Source organism: Psychrobacter lutiphocae DSM 21542 (genome assembly GCF_000382145.1).
Taxonomy (GTDB): domain Bacteria; phylum Pseudomonadota; class Gammaproteobacteria; order Pseudomonadales; family Moraxellaceae; genus Psychrobacter; species Psychrobacter lutiphocae.
In genome coordinates this window covers 1-17,237 of the sequence record NZ_KB907645.1, presented here as the reverse complement: position 1 = coordinate 17,237, position 17,237 = coordinate 1, and the positions used below count along the sequence as shown (strand labels likewise).

The 17,237-nt window shown below is 43.8% G+C and carries 11 protein-coding genes; 5 read left to right on the top strand and 6 right to left on the bottom strand.

The features are described from left to right. The first annotated feature begins 199 nt into the window (after nucleotides 1-199). The gene (locus tag H140_RS16435; protein ID WP_019673412.1) at nucleotides 200-610 is read left to right on the top strand and encodes a pilin; all 411 of its coding nucleotides are present in this window, start codon (nucleotides 200-202) and stop codon (nucleotides 608-610) included. Between the two features lie 211 nt (nucleotides 611-821). Here the strand turns inward: H140_RS16435 and fdxA are convergent, their stop codons facing one another. Together fdxA and mutS are read right to left on the bottom strand one after the other, a co-directional pair. Then, on the bottom strand, nucleotides 822-1,145 hold the full coding sequence (fdxA, locus tag H140_RS0109440) for a ferredoxin FdxA (protein WP_019673411.1): 324 nt from the start codon (nucleotides 1,143-1,145) through the stop codon (nucleotides 822-824). 373 nt (nucleotides 1,146-1,518) lie between these two features. Beyond that, nucleotides 1,519-4,644, bottom strand: coding sequence for a DNA mismatch repair protein MutS (gene mutS / locus H140_RS0109435; RefSeq protein ID WP_019673410.1), 3,126 nt, complete (start codon nucleotides 4,642-4,644; stop codon nucleotides 1,519-1,521). A 526-nt stretch (nucleotides 4,645-5,170) separates the two neighbouring features. On the opposite strand from mutS, the gene secA reads away from it, so the two are divergent. Together secA and H140_RS0109425 are read left to right on the top strand one after the other, a co-directional pair. After that, entirely contained in the window at nucleotides 5,171-7,963 is a 2,793-nt protein-coding gene (gene secA, locus H140_RS0109430; protein ID WP_019673409.1) for a preprotein translocase subunit SecA, read from the top strand. 118 nt (nucleotides 7,964-8,081) lie between these two features. Next, nucleotides 8,082-8,453 carry a hypothetical protein gene (locus H140_RS0109425; RefSeq protein ID WP_019673408.1) on the top strand — a complete coding sequence of 124 codons (372 nt, stop codon included), beginning with the start codon at nucleotides 8,082-8,084 and terminating at the stop codon, nucleotides 8,451-8,453. A 249-nt stretch (nucleotides 8,454-8,702) separates the two neighbouring features. Here H140_RS0109425 and H140_RS0109420 read toward each other — a convergent pair whose 3' ends face one another. The 4 genes from H140_RS0109420 to H140_RS0109405 form a co-directional block, all read right to left on the bottom strand. Next, nucleotides 8,703-9,884: a thiolase family protein gene (locus H140_RS0109420; protein ID WP_019673407.1), complete on the bottom strand. Its 1,182-nt coding sequence runs from the start codon at nucleotides 9,882-9,884 to the stop codon at nucleotides 8,703-8,705. 179 nt (nucleotides 9,885-10,063) lie between these two features. After that, nucleotides 10,064-11,401 (bottom strand): homoserine dehydrogenase, encoded by a 1,338-nt coding sequence (locus H140_RS0109415; protein ID WP_019673406.1) that lies wholly within the window; start codon nucleotides 11,399-11,401, stop codon nucleotides 10,064-10,066. Between the two features lie 153 nt (nucleotides 11,402-11,554). Then, complete coding sequence (locus H140_RS0109410; RefSeq protein ID WP_019673405.1) at nucleotides 11,555-12,427, bottom strand: DsbC family protein; 873 nt, start codon at nucleotides 12,425-12,427, stop codon at nucleotides 11,555-11,557. A gap of 182 nt (nucleotides 12,428-12,609) precedes the next feature. Then, nucleotides 12,610-15,072, bottom strand: a complete 2,463-nt coding sequence (locus H140_RS0109405; RefSeq protein WP_019673404.1) for a YgiQ family radical SAM protein — start codon at nucleotides 15,070-15,072, stop codon at nucleotides 12,610-12,612. Between the two features lie 1,361 nt (nucleotides 15,073-16,433). On the opposite strand from H140_RS0109405, the gene H140_RS0109395 reads away from it, so the two are divergent. Further along, nucleotides 16,434-16,658 carry a putative periplasmic lipoprotein gene (locus H140_RS0109395; protein ID WP_019673402.1) on the top strand — a complete coding sequence of 75 codons (225 nt, stop codon included), beginning with the start codon at nucleotides 16,434-16,436 and terminating at the stop codon, nucleotides 16,656-16,658. After that, a complete protein-coding gene (locus tag H140_RS15550) occupies nucleotides 16,648-17,121 on the top strand; it encodes a VirB8/TrbF family protein (protein ID WP_409371737.1) in 474 nt (157 codons plus the stop codon). The genes H140_RS0109395 and H140_RS15550 overlap by 11 nt, the downstream gene beginning before the upstream one ends. Nucleotides 17,122-17,237 lie beyond the last annotated feature (116 nt).

Here is a 17,237-nt window from a genome sequence, read left to right as displayed (position 1 = left end):
TATAGTCATATAAAAGAGGTACGGCGTTAACCTCGCTAAGCCTACATTTGTAGTACTTACGCTCGGTTGCCTTGTACCTCAAATATTTGACTGCGACTATCGCTAAGATGTTGGCTATCAATAGAGGGATAGTCCTCAATATCATCACTGTCTATTTAACTTGTAAATGAGATAAACATACACAAAACAAGGATGTATCATGAAAGCACAACAAGGATTTACCCTAATCGAACTAATGATAGTCGTGGCTATTGTCGGCATTTTGGCGCTGGTTGCCATGCCCATGTATCAAAACTATGTCCGCCAAGCAGCTGATAGTGCGTGTCTAGCAGAAGCGCGTGGTTATGCTGGCGCACAGCTGATTGCGGCATCACAAGGAGAGAAAATGGAGACTGTTACTTGGTCGGCGTGTTCCGATGCCCCTGTTGGTATCGTGCCAGATGGTATGCAACAAGGTCAGGCTCTAGAAGCCAGTGCTTATCTACCTAAAGCAGGGGTTATCGTTGTAGCACCAAGTTTTAAAACTCAATCAGCCAAGCCTGGGAACTACAAAATACAGTGTGTACAAACTGGTAGCTGCACCATATTAGAAGCAGAGGTGTGGAATTAGTAGCAAATCCCTAGTTTATTGAACTAAGAGAAGATTTTAAATCTAGTAGAAGACTTTAAACTCAGTAGAAAGCTTTAAACTCAGTAGAAAATTTAAATTCAGCAAAACAAAAGCGACTGCATGACACATCAATAGTTTTTTACCAAGCTGTCGTCATCTAGTCGCTTTTTTGTTTGGCACATTAGCGCTGCTTGTATCTCCAACAACTTAGTTAGCGCTCTAAGTACTGGATCTTACCTTCGACACCGTCCCACTTTTCAGCATCAGGCAGTTTATCTTTCATTTCAGTAATGTTTGGCCACTCTTCAGCCAGTTCAGCGTTAATCTCGATAAATTCCTCTTGACCTTTTGGCACCTCATCTTCGGAAAAAATAGCATTGGCTGGACATTCTGGCTCACACAAAGCACAGTCAATACATTCATCAGGATGAATGACCAAGAAGTTAGGCCCTTCATAAAAGCAGTCCACAGGGCAGACTTCAACACAATCGGTGTATTTGCAGCGGATGCAATTATCAGTGACAACAAATGTCATAGCGAGCTACCTTTATAATTTCAGTTATCTCATTGCTGGGTAATCGTTTTGGCAGGCTGATTGGTTATTATGGTGACCTATATAGCAAGTCGTTTAATGCTTGAGTTCTTTAATGTATAACTTCTTTAATAGAGGCTATGCGATTAAGACTAATAAGCGATTAACACCAAGCCACTAAGACCAAGGTATTAAAACCACGACATTAATACTAAGTTACTAATTAAGTTACTAATAAGTTACTAACTAGATAATGACCACAGTGAATCAGCTTTGGGCTAAACGAACAGCAAAAGCAAGATAAGTAAGTTTGGAGTAAGGGATTAGATTTTAGGCACGTATTTTACCTTGTTAATCAAATTTTCACAAATTCGTATCAGTCAAGTTTGGCGCTACGTTTTAAGTCATAAATTAAATCTAGTGCTTGTCTTGGTGTTAATTCATCTGGTTGTAGGTGTTTGAGTTTATCAAGGATTACTTGTGCAGCTTGAACATCGTTATCCTTGATATTTAAAGGCTTAGCTGTATCAGATCCAGCAACTTGCTTGCTATCAGTGTTACTATCTAAAATAGCCACATCATAGTCTTGTGGTGGTTGTTGCACGTCAATTTTGATGCTATTAGGCTGGTTATCGTCAGCATTTGCATAAGCTTTATCAAATTTAGCATTATTAGCCATTATGTTATGTTGAAAATCGTCTGGTTGCCCAGCAGCAAGTTGTGTTAGCTGCTTTTGGCGTTGCAAATAATGGGCGGCATTCAGTAAAACTTGGTCGGGGATACCAGCCATTTTGGCAACATGGAGGCCAAAGCTTGAGCTGGCAGCACCTTCTTTTATTTTATGTAATAGCAACAGTTGACCATCTACTTGGCTGGCGGCGACATGTACGTTTCTAATGTCCAGTGTTGTTTGTGAGTCAAGTGGTTCGCTAAGTTTGGTTAATTCAAAATAATGGGTGGCAAATAAGGTCAAGCTGCCCAGTTCGCACAGCTGTTGTGCACAAGCATGAGCAATCGCTAGCCCGTCAGTGGTTGAGGTGCCACGACCCACTTCATCCATTAGTACCAAGGAGCGCTGAGTGGCTAAGTTTAAGATTTGTGCGGTTTCAATCATTTCTACCATAAAGGTCGACTTGCCACCTGCCAAATCATCAGCGGAACCGATACGGGTAAAAATACGGTCAATATCACCAATGAGCGCTTGGGATGCTGGCACAAAGCTGCCACAACAGGCCAGTAATACAATTAAAGCTGTTTGGCGCATGTAGGTTGATTTGCCACCCATGTTAGGGCCAGTGATTAATAACATACGCTCAGGATGTTTAGCAGTACCTAGCTGACAGTCATTGGCCACAAAATAAGAGGTAGTGCCTCTTGATCCCGTCAAATTTTGGGTGTTGGTAGAGGGTTGGCTCATGGCTTCAACTACTAAGTGACGTCCATCCTTGATATCTAGATAGCTGGTAGTGGCATCAAGCTGAGGGCGCACCCAGTTATTGTCTTTGGCCAATATAGCCCAGTTTAATAACACATCTATTTGAGCAATCGTAGCGCTTAATTGCTGTAAATGGTGCAATTGTTCGCTCAGTTGCACCAGTAGCGCTTGGTAGAGCGCTTTTTCGCGAGCAAGGGCATTGGTTTGTGCCTCTAGATATTCCACCTCAAGGTTTTTAAGAGGCTCGGTGATAAAGCGTTCGCTATTTTTTAAGGTTTGGCGGCGAATAAACGCCTTTGGTGCGGTGCTCGCTTGTCCTTTAGGCAGCTCAAAATAAAAGCCGCTGACTTTGTTAAAGCCGACTTTTAAGCTCGGTAAATTGTAGGCATCACGTGCTTCGACCGCCATAGCATCGAGCGTATCTTGAATGTTGTCGTGCAAATGCACCAAGCGATCAAAGTCAGCATCATAACCGGTGGCTATCATGCCGCCATCACGGATATGCGCTGGTGGCTCGGCGACAATGGCTTTATCTAATAGCTCGGCGATTGCCAGCAGTTTGGGCTGTTGCTGGGGTAGATGGCTGAGTAATTGCAGCAGCAGTGTTGGTTGCTTATCACTTGGCTGGTTTGTATTTGTTTGTTTTAGGTTCAGACTATCTGTATCTGTATCTGTATCTGTATCTGTATTAGAGTTATTTATTGCTATGCTGTCTGTTGTCATGAGTCCTAATGGTGCAAAGGCCTCGGCCAGTTGCAGACTGCTGTGGATACTGTCAGCCAAGCGTCTTAAGTCACGAGGCTTGGCACTGTGCAAACCTATACGGCTACTGATACGCTCAATATCGGCGATACTTTGCAATAGCTGTTGTAGTGGTGTCAAGTTGGCTATGGATGGCTGTTTGAAAAACCAGTCTATTGCATCTAAGCGTAGGCTAAGGGTATCTAAAGCTGTGGATAGGCGCAGAGGTCGCTTTAATTGATTGCTTAATAGGCGCTTGCCCATAGCAGTCTGACACTGGTTGACCACGCTTAGCAAGCTAGTACCAGTTGGGCTAACGGGGGCGAACAGCTCAAGGTTACGGCTACTGATATCATCAATAATCAGATAGTCTGTATCACGCTCGATAATGAGCTCAGTCAGTTGGGGGGTGTGTCGTTGTTGCGTTTGTTGAGCATAATGAATCAAAGCAGCCGTACTGGTTTGTGCTACGAGACTATCGGCAATACCTAAGCCTTCTAACGTGTGTACATTAAACTGACGGCAAATAGTAGAGGTGGCATGCGTAGGGTGAAAGTCACTGGCCGCCACGCTGATTACTGGACAATAGAGGGTATCTTGTAACCAGTGGCGCCAAGTGTCTGCCGTATTTTCAGAGATAATGACTTCACTTGGTGCAAAGCGAGTCAACACGGTACTGATGCGTTGTTGTAGCCACTGTTGATAGTTTTTAGTGTCATCAGTTTTAATAGGCAGTTGACCTAGTAGATCTTCGAGAGTCAGTGTTTGAGTGCGAATGGTGCCAGCGTTGATGTCCATTTGGCTAACCCCAACTTGCCATTTACTAGCTTGGGTAGCGGTGGCATCTTGCATATTTCTACTGACTTGAAAGTCGATAGCCACCACGCTTGGTGTATGATCTGGAGCGATCAGGGCATCATCAGTTAAAGTACCAGCGGTTAAGGTTTTCACTACTTCTCGGCGCATGATGCCTTTTTTGGCAGTATTGGCAGGTTTAGTCTGTGATGCCTTGTCAGCCTTGTCAGCCTTGCTGTCTGATGGCGTTTGTTCGCTAGAGGTACTGTCTTCTTCGACTTGCTCACAGATAACGACGGTTTCACCAGCAGCAATCAATCTGGCCATATAGCTTTCGGCGGCATGAAAGGGCACGCCCGCCATGGCAATATTGTTGCCTGCTTTGTCATTACCGCGGCGGGTTAGGGTGATTTCTAATATGTTAGCAGCCCGATAAGCATCATCAAAAAATAACTCATAAAAATCACCCATACGGTATAACAATAAGGCATGCGGGTATTGTGACTTTAGCGTCAGATACTGTACCATCATGGGAGTATGGTTATTCAGGTCATACACCTTACCAGCGATGGTCAGTAGATTGGAGTCGGGTTGTGATTTTGATGGTTGCAACGTATTTAGTGTATTCAATTTCTTCAAGTTTGTTTATTAAGTGGTTTAAGTGGTTTTTAAGTTATTTGAATGATTCAGTGTATTGAAGTCATTTCAAGTGCTGTGGTAATTTGTAGCAGGGTCTTATAACTATAAAACTTTCTAATTCTAACATGAATTGAGTGCCTTCATCTGCTCTGCTAATTTTTTTGATGTGGTGATTGTTTTAATGCATATGATGATTGTTTTAATGCATATAAAGTAGGAAAATGCAGATAAGATAAGAAAATTACGCAGGAATTAAAAAAAATAGCTGAAAATAGAAAAAATTATTGCATAGAATATTTTGCCCTTGTATCTATCAATACTGTTACCATATATAATAAATAAAAATTTTTTTGGTCTGCATCTGAATATGCACGACCTGAATATGCGCGACTAAGTCGAAAGGTAGGTCTATAAAGTTATGTTGTCAAAAATAATCGGAAGCGTCATTGGAACCAAAAACGATCGTGAGCTAAAACGAATGCGACAAATTGTTGCCAAAGTTAATGCTCAAGAAGAGGCAGTTTCTGCCTTATCAGATGAACAGCTTCGGGAAAAGACGGCAGAGTTTAAAAGCCGATTTGATGAAGGCGCAAGTTTAGATTCGTTGTTACCAGAAGCATTTGCCGTCTGTCGTGAAGCTTCTAAGCGTGTGCTGGGTATGCGTCACTATGACGTTCAGATTATCGGTGGTATCACCTTGCATGAGGGCAAAATTGCTGAGATGCGTACCGGTGAGGGTAAAACCTTAATGGCCACCTTAGCAATTTACCTTAATGCCATTAGTGGCAAAGGGGTGCACGTTGTAACGGTCAACGATTACTTAGCCGCCCGTGATGCGGAGTTAAACCGCCCATTATTCGACTTCTTAGGTCTAACGGTTGGCGTAATCTACTCGCAGCAGCCACCGTATGAAAAAGTGGAAGCCTATCAGGCGGACATTACTTACGGTACCAATAACGAGTACGGATTCGATTATCTGCGTGATAATATGGTGTTTAGCTTAGAAGAAAAAAAGCAGCGCCCGCTTAACTTTTGTATTATCGATGAAATTGACTCCATCTTAATTGATGAAGCGCGTACACCACTGATTATCTCTGGTCAGGCCGATGACTCATCAGCGACTTATGCGCTTATTAACAACATTATTCCACGCTTAACCCGTTCAACTGACGAAGAAGCCAACAAAGAAAATAAAGACGGTGACTTCTGGATTGATGAAAAAAACCGCTCTATCGAAATTAGTGAAAAAGGCTACGAAAAAATTGAGTCTTTTTTGATTGAAGTTGGTGAGCTGGGTGAAAATGAAAGCTTATATAGCCCAACCCGTTTGCCGCTATTGGCACACGTGCAGGCAGCGATTCGTGCGCATCACATTTTTGTGAAAAACGTTCACTATATTGTCGATAACGGTGAAGTTATTATCGTCGATGAAAACACTGGTCGTACCATGCCGGGTCGCCGCTGGTCAGACGGACTTCATCAAGCCGTAGAGGCAAAAGAAGGTGTCGAAATTCAGGCAGAAAACCAAACACTGGCAACCACCACCTTCCAGAACTACTTCCGCTTGTATGACAAGCTGTCGGGTATGACAGGTACGGCGGATACTGAAGCGGCAGAATTTAAATCGACTTATGACATCGATGTGGTGGTAATTCCAACCCATAAGCCGATTGCCCGTATTGATTTAGATGACCAAATTTTCTTAACCAAGCTGGGTAAATACAAAGGTATTATCCGCGAAATTCAAGAGATTCAAGCCAAAGGTGCTCCTGTACTTGTTGGTACCGCTACCATTGAGGCCAGTGAAGAGTTGTCTTATCTACTGGACCAAGCTGGTATCAAACACAATGTGTTAAACGCCAAACAACACGAGCGTGAAGCTGAGATTATCGCTCAGGCAGGTAGTCCAAAGGCGGTCACTATTGCCACTAACATGGCAGGCCGTGGTACCGATATTATCCTAGGCGGTAACTGGCAAGCACAAATAGCAGATCCAGAAAATGTTAGTCCAGAAGAAATGGAGCGTCTCAGACAGGCATGGCAAAAACGCCATGACCAAGTACTAGAGGCGGGTGGCCTGCATATTATTGGTTCTGAACGTCATGAGTCACGTCGCATTGATAACCAGCTGCGTGGTCGTGCTGGTCGTCAAGGCGACCCTGGTCAGTCACGTTTCTTCCTGTCATTAGAAGATGATTTGATGCGTATCTTCGCTGGAGATCGTGTGGTAAATATGATGCGTGCAATGGGGCTAAAAGAAGATGAAGCCATTGAGCACAAAATGGTGTCACGCTCCATTGAAAATGCGCAAGGTAAAGTTGAAAGTCGTGATTTTGATGCACGTAAGAGCCTGCTTAAATATGATGATGTCGCTAATGAACAACGTAAAGTAATCTATGCTCAGCGTGATGATTTGTTGGCAGAAGCAGATCTTAAAGAGACTATCGAAGACATGCATCGTGATGTGTATGATGCACTGATTAGCCAGTTTGTACCGCCAGGCTCTATTGATGATCAATGGAATATTGATGGCTTAGAAGATGAGTTAGAAAACGAATTTAAATACTATATGCCAATTAATGATTGGCTCGATGAGGATCGCCGGCTAGACGAAGAGGGGCTGCGTGAAAAAATCATCAACACCGCCATTGAGCGTTATCGTCACCGCCGTGAGCTGATGACACCAGAGAACGCCGCTCAGCTTGAGCGTCACTTTATGCTACAAAGCTTAGATCGCCATTGGAAAGAACATTTGACCCAGATGGATCAGCTACGCAAAGGTATTCACTTACGTGGTTATGCACAAAAAAACCCAGAACAAGAGTATAAGCGTGAGTCGTTTGATTTATTCCAAATGATGCTTGGTGCTATTAAGTCAGATACGGTACAAGATTTGTCTCGTGTCCATATCCCAACCAAGGAAGAGTTAGAGGCGATGGAAGCTGAGCGTTTGGCTCAAGCCGAACGTCAGCGTATGATGTTTGAACATGACGAGCTAGATAGTTTAACTGGTCAACGTCACCATGATCCTGAGATAGCTGGATTAAATCAGCCAAATATGGGTATACCTGCGGGTATGGCTGGTGCAGCGCATCAACAGAACGATAACAATGTTGACAACCCTTATGCTAATTTAAATATTAGTCGTAATGCGCCTTGCCCTTGTGGTTCTGGATTACGTTATAAACAGTGTCATGGCAAAATTTCATAACCTGATTTCATAACCTGAGTTATGGCCGATAAACAAATACAATATACACATACTTTACGATAATAATTGCTACTGTATCACTATATTGCAACTGTATCACTATATAAGGATACCTGTTATGATTCCTGACAAATCTTCCAAGCTTCTGCTATGGAGTACTATATTTGCAACTTTGATGGGTTTAACTGCCTGTCAAAAAGAGACACCAAAAGAGTCTGAGTCAGTTGAAGAGCCTGAAGTTATGATGTCAGCTGAGCCTGCGGAGGATAATACGCCAATTATTGTGGCGGATGACTTAGATGAGGTTGATGCTGAGTCGCAATTGGCAGAAGAGGCGAGGGCAGAGACAGAGGGTGCTGCACTAGAGATGGGATTAGAGCCAAAAGAGGTTTCTGACAAAGCTCAACCAGAGGCAACAGTTAAGAAGCCTGCGCCAGAGCCTGCTGCGCCGGAAGTACCCGTAGAAGCACAACCTAAGTCAGATCAGTAACATCTAACGATTTACGCTTGCTGCTTAGGGTGATGACGGCTGTCTAAACTGTTAAAGTAAAGCAATAAAAATCCCGCTATGACAGCGGGATTTTTTGTACATCAATCGGTTTTTTGGTATTAATTTGACAGTAACCAAATTTTGACAGTAACCAGATAATGATAACTTTAATTCTAGTGATTTGCTTTGGTTAATTGTTTGGGGTAACTCATTTAGTAAACAAAGATGCTTTGTTTAACTCAGAGACGATTAAGGCAACTCAATAGCCACTGCGACTGCTTCACCACCACCGATACATAAAGAGGCAACGCCTTTTTTGCCACCGGTACGTTTTAGTGAGTTGATTAAGGTAACTAAGATACGAGCACCTGAACAGCCTACTGGGTGACCTAGTGCACAGGCACCACCTTCAACGTTCACTTTTTCATGTGGGATGTTAAGCTCATCCATAGTAGCCATAGTCACCATGGCAAAGGCTTCGTTAATTTCCCAAAGATCGACATCATCTACTGACCAGCCAGCTTTCTCTAGTACAGACTCGATTGAACCTATCGGCGCAATAGTGAACTCAGAAGGGTGACGTGAATGGGTTGCTGTAGCAATAATGCGGGCTTCAATATTAAAGCTTTTATCTTTCGCCGTTTGCTCAGAAGTGACCACAACGGCTGCCGCGCCATCTGAGATTGAGCTGGCGTTTGCTGCTGTGATGGTACCGTCTTTTGCAAAAGCTGGGCGTAGTGTTGGGATACGCTCAGCATTGGCTTTTGGTGGCTGCTCATCGGTATCGACAACTACGTCACCCTTACGCGTCTTGACCGTTACTGGGGTGATTTCGTTTTTAAAATGACCGTCGTTAATGGCAGTTAGCGCACGATTTAATGATTCAATCGCAAAGTCATCCATCTGCTCACGAGTATAGCCACGTTTATCGGCCATCTCTTGTGCAAACTGACCCATTAGTTTGCCAGTATCCGCATCTTCTAAGCCATCTAAGAACATATGGTCTTTGACTTCTTTGTGCCCCATACGATAGCCTTGACGTGCTTGTGGCAAGATGTAAGGCGCATTGGTCATTGACTCCATCCCACCTGCAACAATAATCTCAGCACTGCCTGCTTTAATCGCATCGTGTGCCTGCATCACTGCCTTTAGACCAGAACCACACAGCTTGTTAATGGTCACAGCACCTGTACTGTCTGGAATGCCTGCATTGCGCATGGCTTGACGAGCAGGACCTTGCTTGACGCCAGCCGTTAAGATACAACCCATGATGACTTCATCAATTTCTTCTGGCTTGACACCAGCACGTTCTACGGCTGCTTTAATGGCAGTTGCACCAAGATTGGGGGCGCTAATTCCAGTTAGGTCGCCTTGAAAGCCACCCATAGGCGTACGAGCACCACTGACAATAACAATTGAATCTGAAGACATAATATTATCCTTTAACGTTGATTGGGTAATTGTTGGTTGAGGCTATACAGCCCCAAGTTATTTGGCTTTATTTCTTACTTAGTTTCTTATTTCTTACTTTATTTATCGTATTGCTTTTAATTTTATGATAGATCCTAGAGCTAGAATTGGATATCACTCTTTTAATCTAGCTTATGCTTTTAATCTAGTTCATGAAGTCGAATGCGTACCACATCGGCAGTGATTGCCTGTAATGCTTCTATTTTATTAATGGCGACATTCATCTGACTTTCAATAACGGGTAAGGTTAAAATGATAATAGGTACTTGACCTTTTTGATGTGCTGGCTTCTGCAATATCGCATCAATATTAATACCAGCATCACTTAGGATACGTGTCACATCGGCCAGCACGCCTAGGGTATCTGTCGCTTGTAGGCGCAAATAGTAGCCAGTGACCATTTCTTCTGCGGGTAAAATAGGAGTGTTAGACAGTTGATCTGGTATAAATCCTAAGTGAGGTACATGGTGTCCATCTTTGACCGTCAATACCCGAATAAGATCCATCACATCTGCCATAACTGCAGAGGCTGTTGCACCAGCACCAGCACCATCGCCATAATAGAGGGTTTGACCTAGTGGATGAGAGTTAATTAATACCGCATTTTTAACGCCATTTACATTCGCCAGTAGTTTATTTTCTGGAATTAAGGTTGGGTGTACACGCAGCTCAATACCACTGACAGCTTTTTGTATCGCATCACTTGTATTATCCTCATAGCGGCGCACTGCAAAGCCTAAGTGCTTAATACGGTAGCCTAACTCCTCAGCATAAGTCACATCTTGTAAGGTAATTTTGGTAATACCTTCGCAGTAAACTTTATCAAACTGTAAGGGAATACCAAAGGCAATAGACGCCAGTAACGCCAGCTTATGGGCAGCGTCAATGCCCTCGACATCGAAGGTAGGATCAGCCTCAGCATACCCAAGGGCTTGTGCTTCGGCTAGGACATCATCAAAAGTACGACCTTTGTCACGCATCTCAGACATAATAAAGTTGCCTGTGCCGTTAATGATGCCGGTTAACCAATCTATTTTGTTAGCGGCTAGCGCTTCACGCATCACTTTAATGATAGGAATACCACCGGCAACAGCCGCTTCGTATGCCACATGGACTTTGTGCTCATCCGCTAGGGCGAAGATTTCATTACCATGCTCAGCGAGTAAGGCTTTGTTAGCGGTGACCACGTGCTTGCCATGTTTGATGGCGTGGATAATAACGTCTTTGGCAACCGTCATACCACCAATGACTTCAATCACGATATCCACATCGTCGCTTTCAGCAATGGCCATTAGGTCACTACTTTGAACGATAGCAGAGTCTATGTCATCACGCTGACGGCGAGTGCCGACTTGAGTGATAACAATATTGTGGCCACTACGCCTTTTTAGTTCTGCCAGATTATCGTTGAGTAGGTCTAAGACACCTGTTCCAACAGTGCCCAGTCCTAATATAGCCAGTTTAATTGATTTACTCACGGTATCCTCAGTTATGTTATTAAGCGTTATGTAATATAGGTGTAGAAAGTTAATTTACAATGTATTGATGTGAATAGTCAATACAAGGCGAATAAAGTAAGTGGCAGGTTAAGCCTGCCTTGACAGATGTTGGTCTGCGGCTGTGATATCAGTTTAGTTTGCAATCGCTGCTTGTGCCAATTCTTTGGCTGGTAGGTAGCCACCGATTTGATAACCAGACTCCGTAAAGATAGCTGGTGTGCCAGACACGCCTAAGCGTCTACCCAGCTCAATATGCGCTAAGACAGGGCTGTCACAGGCAGGGGCAGAGACGGGTTGATCAGACTTGGCTTTATCCATTGCAGCGATACGATCTTCGCTACACCAGATGGCAGTCATTTTAGGAACACTGGCGTCGTTGCGTGGCCAAGCTAAATAGCGCACCTCAATGCCTTGAGCGTTGATATCGGCCATTTCTGAATGTAACTTGGTGCAATAAGGGCAGTCAGCATCAGTAAAGGCGTAGACTACTGCTTTGGTGTCACCTTTGGCAGGGTAGATAATCAGCTCCTCTTTATCAACAGCGGCCAGCGCCTCTTTGGCGATACCAGCCACCAAGTCTTCGCGGATATCGACTGGATGTGCTTGACCAATCTCAACGATATGCCCTTGAATCACGTAACGGCCTTGTTTGTCACTAAAAAAGTCAGGCATGCCATCGGCAGTTACCCAGTAGATACCGTCCATTTGAGTCGGAATGGCCGAGAGTATTTTTTGCTCATAGCCTGAGGTTTTAAAGTTGGCTTCTAAAGCGGCCACAACGGCTGGGTCAGATTGTGCATCTGTGATAGTGCTGGATGCCTTGTTGGCAGCAGGGGTTGTATTCGCTTGAGTGTTGGCTTCTGTGCTATGGCTGTTGCAGCCAGCGATGGCAATGGTTAATGCCAATAAGCCAGTTTTAGACAGCTGTTTGGGCTGAGCAAACAAGAACTGGGCAAACAATGACTTGGACTGGGCGGCAATACGATTGCGAAAAAAATGATTCATAAAATTAAGCTCTTATTAAAGTATATCTTTTTAGTAAACGTCTAAATATAACACAAAGCGCGGATGAGAATAATAAAGGCGTGCTCTTAATCTGATAAAAAATAGTATCAAATAAAGAACACGCCTTTTGCAAAGGTATTATTTTTTAAGCGTTTGGTCGTTTGTTGCCCATACGAGGTGCGCTATTTGGTCGTGCGTGGCGGTAGTCCCGTATGCTGAGTTTGAAAGTTGCCTTTTTTCACTTGTTTACCGTGTGAACGCTTGTTGGCCGCTGACTTGCCAGCCGAGGCCGTATTGTTTCTACGTTTGGCAGAATCAGAGCCAACACGGCTGTTTTTCTTGCGTGCCGATTGATAGCTGTTTTTGGCATCGCCGCCTTCTAGACGTGAGTTAAATGGTGGAATCAAACAGTGACGTGCGGTACCAATCAAGTCTTCACGGCCCAAGCGTTTAAGCGCAGCACGTAGCATGCCCCAGTTTTTGGGGTCATGATAGCGCAAAAAGGCTTTGTGCAATTTACGCTGCTTGCCTGATTTGACGATATCGACATCACCGCCTTCACGAGTCACCTTATGCAGTGGGTCTTTGTGGGTGTGATACATGGTGGTTGCTGTCGCCATTGGACTAGGGTAGAAGGCCTGAACTTGGTCAGTTCTAAAGTCATTACGCTTGAGCCACAGTGCCAGATTCATCATATCTTCATCGGTCGTACCCGGATGGGCAGCGATAAAGTACGGAATAAGGTACTGCTCTTTACCCGCTTCTTGACTGTATTGCTCAAACATTTGTTTAAACTTATCATACGAGCCCATGCCCGGCTTCATCATTTTTGACAATACGCCTTCTTCAGAATGTTCAGGTGCAATTTTCAGATAGCCACCAACGTGATGGGTTACCAACTCTTTGACGTATTCTGGATCTTTCACCGCTAAGTCATAACGTAGACCTGAGGCAATTAAGATCTTCTTGATACCTTTAATATCACGGGCTTTACGGTATAGCTTGGTCAAGTTGCTGTGGTCGGTAAGTAAGTTTTCACAGATGTCTGGATAGACACAAGAGGGCTTACGACAATGCTTCTCAATGGTCTCATCCTTACAATTTAGGCGGTACATATTGGCTGTCGGACCACCTAAGTCTGAGATAACCCCCGTAAAGTTTGGCGCGGTATCACGAATGGCTTCCACTTCACGTAAGATAGACTCCTCCGAGCGGTTTTGGATAATACGCCCTTCATGCTCCGTGATAGAGCAAAAGGTACAGCCGCCAAAACAGCCCCGCATGATATTGACCGAAAACTTAATCATATCAAACGCTGGAATACGTGCATCACCATAGCTTGGATGGGGCACACGCTGATAGGGCAAATCAAACACATAATCCATCTCTTCGGTAGAGAGGGGAATCGGTGGTGGGTTTAGCCACACATCAATATCGGTGCGTGAATTACCGCCACCGGTGCCATGACGCTGAACCAGCGCACGGGCATTACCCGGATTGGTTTCCAAGTGTAATATACGGTTGGCATGGGCATACAGCACAGGGTCAGATTTCACTTGCTCATAATCAGGCAAACGAATCACCGCTTTATCACGTGGTGGAAGCTTTAATTTATGCTTACGTGCAGTTTTTGGTTTGGTGGTTTGATCTTTGTTAGAGGGTGCCAGACCGACCATTTTGACCAGTTGCACATCATCATTCACTTGGTCAGCGTTTAACACTTTATTGTCCACTTTTTCAGCAACAAAGCCTTTATACTGCTTTTCCATCGCAGACTGACTTTGGTTATATGCCGACTCAGAATTGCCTTTTTCTTGTTCAATCGAGCAACTGTCTAAGTCTTCGGTCATTACATATGGGTTGATAATCGGATCAACACGCCCGACCGTATCGACATCATTACTGGCCACCTCAATCATATCCGCCTTCCAGTGACGGCGAGACGGTGTCAATAGATAAGCCGTCCCACGCAAGCCACTCATCTGCTCAAAGGTGTAGCCCTTTGACAACCCATGCACCACATCCACAATCGCCCGTTCGGCATTGCCATACAGCAACACATCCGCACGACTGTCGAGCAAAATACTACGGCGCACCTTATCCGACCAATAATCATAATGCGCAATACGGCGCAAACTGCCCTCAATACCACCCAGAATAATAGGCACATCAGGATACGCCTCACGGCAACGCTGACTGTACACAATTGCCGCTCGGTCAGGGCGTTTATCAGGCACATTATTTGGTGAATAGGCATCATCACTGCGGATACGGCGATCTGCGGTATAGCGGTTAATCATGCTGTCCATATTACCAGCGGTCACCCCATAAGCATACACCGGCTTGCCAAGTTGCATAAACGCATCTTTACTGGTCCAATCAGGCTGAGCAATGATACCCACACGAAAGCCCTGCGCCTCAAGCAAACGACCAATAATCGCCATCCCAAAGCTTGGATGGTCGACATAAGCATCGCCTGAGACAATAATCACATCACAAGCATCCCAGCCCAGATCGTCCATCTCGGCACGGCTCATCGGCAAAAAAGGCGCAGGCTCGTAGCAAGATGCCCAGTGCTTATCGTAGTCGTATAAAGGGGTCACGCCTTGTTTAAAGGCAGTGCGGGCGATGGTTTCAGCAGACATGGGGATAACCTAGATAATAAATTAAACAAACACGAGAACGTAATAGAAACGTAATAGAGATGATGCAGAGGATGGATAAAACAAAATATTGCTCATTTTAACATGAAATTGCTTCAAGTTGCGCATTATCTGTAACCGCTAGTTATGAAGCCAATCCCGCCATCCGCTTGTATCTGCCTCGTCAATGGCGTGCGGACTATCGTGGCCAGAGGCGTTACTGTTACCTCGACACCCCCTCCAGCCACAGTCCGCATCGCCATTGACATCAGCAGGATACCGCTACTGTCGGGGCTAAACCGCACCTTCGAAATAACATCCGCCCAAAATTTAGAATAGCAGTAAGGTCGGTTAGCGACAGCGAAACACCAAACCCAATCTTTACGACAAATCTAAACAATTTAAATCAATCGGTGGGTTACGTTTTCATTGCACTCTCTACGAGAGCTTATAAAACTAACCCAACCTGCTTTTTTCAGCGTCCAAAATGCTTAGAGTTAAAAGTTGGGTCTGTGTAGGGTGGGTTAGCGGTAGCGTAACCCACCAGATCTAATCTTTACGGCAAATCAAATCAATTTAAATCAATTGGTGGGTTACGTTTTCATTGCGCTCTCTACGAGAGCTTATAAAACTAACCCACCCTACGCACGCTAAAGCATTTCTAAGCCACCTGTGCGGTGGTTTCATTTTATCAAATTTAGCTAGGGGTTAGACCTTTTGGAAATCCTATTTAAAGGATTTCCCTTGCGAGCCTAAAATTGCAGTGCAATTTTTTAACGGCTCTCATAAGCCACCTGTGCGGTGGTTAAGCTTTAAACATTGGCATATCATCAGGTGGCATATTTCTAAGCCACCTGTGCGGTGGTTAAGCTGAACCTACCCAAGACCCAAGAGCAGATAAATTTCTAAGCCACCTGTGCGGTGGTTAAGAAACGCAAGCAAAACTAATTGATTCGCTCGTTTTTCTAAGCTACCTGTGCGGTGGTTAAGGCGGCGAGATAAAGCCAGAAAAAGACGGTAATTAAGAGTTGAACTTTTTAAATGCCTTATAAATCAGATATAACAAAATGAATGGTGATAAAAAGATCAAAGCGACTATAAGCCAAGTAAGGATCTTTGGAAGATAGTAAAAAAAAGCAGGTATAACGGTCATAAAGATACAGAAATAAATTCCGAACTTAATATAACTAGCGAAACCATCTGCTATAGGATCAATGTTTGTAACCTTAACTTTTATAACTTTATCTTCCTTAGCCATTATTTTAACTCCAGGAATATTATTTTATATATATCCAATTTTGCATTATACAGATATTTATTTCAATCACTAAATAATAACAATAAGTGAGAGTGATGCGGTAAACATGAAATCATTATTAGTATCAGCAATCATCTTAATAAGCTTGTCTGGTTGTGCAGCATCGAATCAACCTACGATGCCTAAAGGCAAGTGGCATTTGATTAACCAAAAAGGATTTGTACCAGCGAATGTTGAGCGTTTTACAGATGGAGTTGATGTTTTTATTCCTGAAGCAGAAGCAGAAGCAGAAGTAGATCAAGAAAAACAGGAGTCTAGTGATGTTGTTTAAGACAAAGAAAAAAAATACAGAAATTGAAAAACCTAAAAAACCAAAAAAAGTAACAGCTCGTCAAGCATCTAATGATTTTGTAAAAGCCGCAAAGGAGTTTGAGGAAAGTAGAGTTGATGAACTAGAAAAAAGCAAAAATCTTGCTTGGAAAGTAGCGTTTGGTGCGTGTGCTTTAGCGATAGTATGTGCTGTAGCGCTGATACTTTTAACTCCGTTTAAAGAAGTGCGCCCATACGTGATACGTGTAGATAATAATACTGGTCAAACAGATATTGTAACAATGCTAGAAAATGCTCAATCTGACTATGGTGAAGAGGTCGCTAAATACTTTGCAGCAATGTATGTGAATTTATATGAAAGCTATGACTCTTCTAAGCCACCTGTGCGGTGGTTAAGTATATGCAAACATCGAGGCGGTTTACCCACAATTTCTAAGCCACCTGTGCGGTGGTTAAGGTCTTAATGAGACGATGAAAGAGGCGACTACTTTTCTAAGCCACCTGTGCGGTGGTTAAGACATTTTGAAGTGATGACGGCATGATGATATCTTTCTAAGCCACCTGTGCGGTGGTTAAGAAG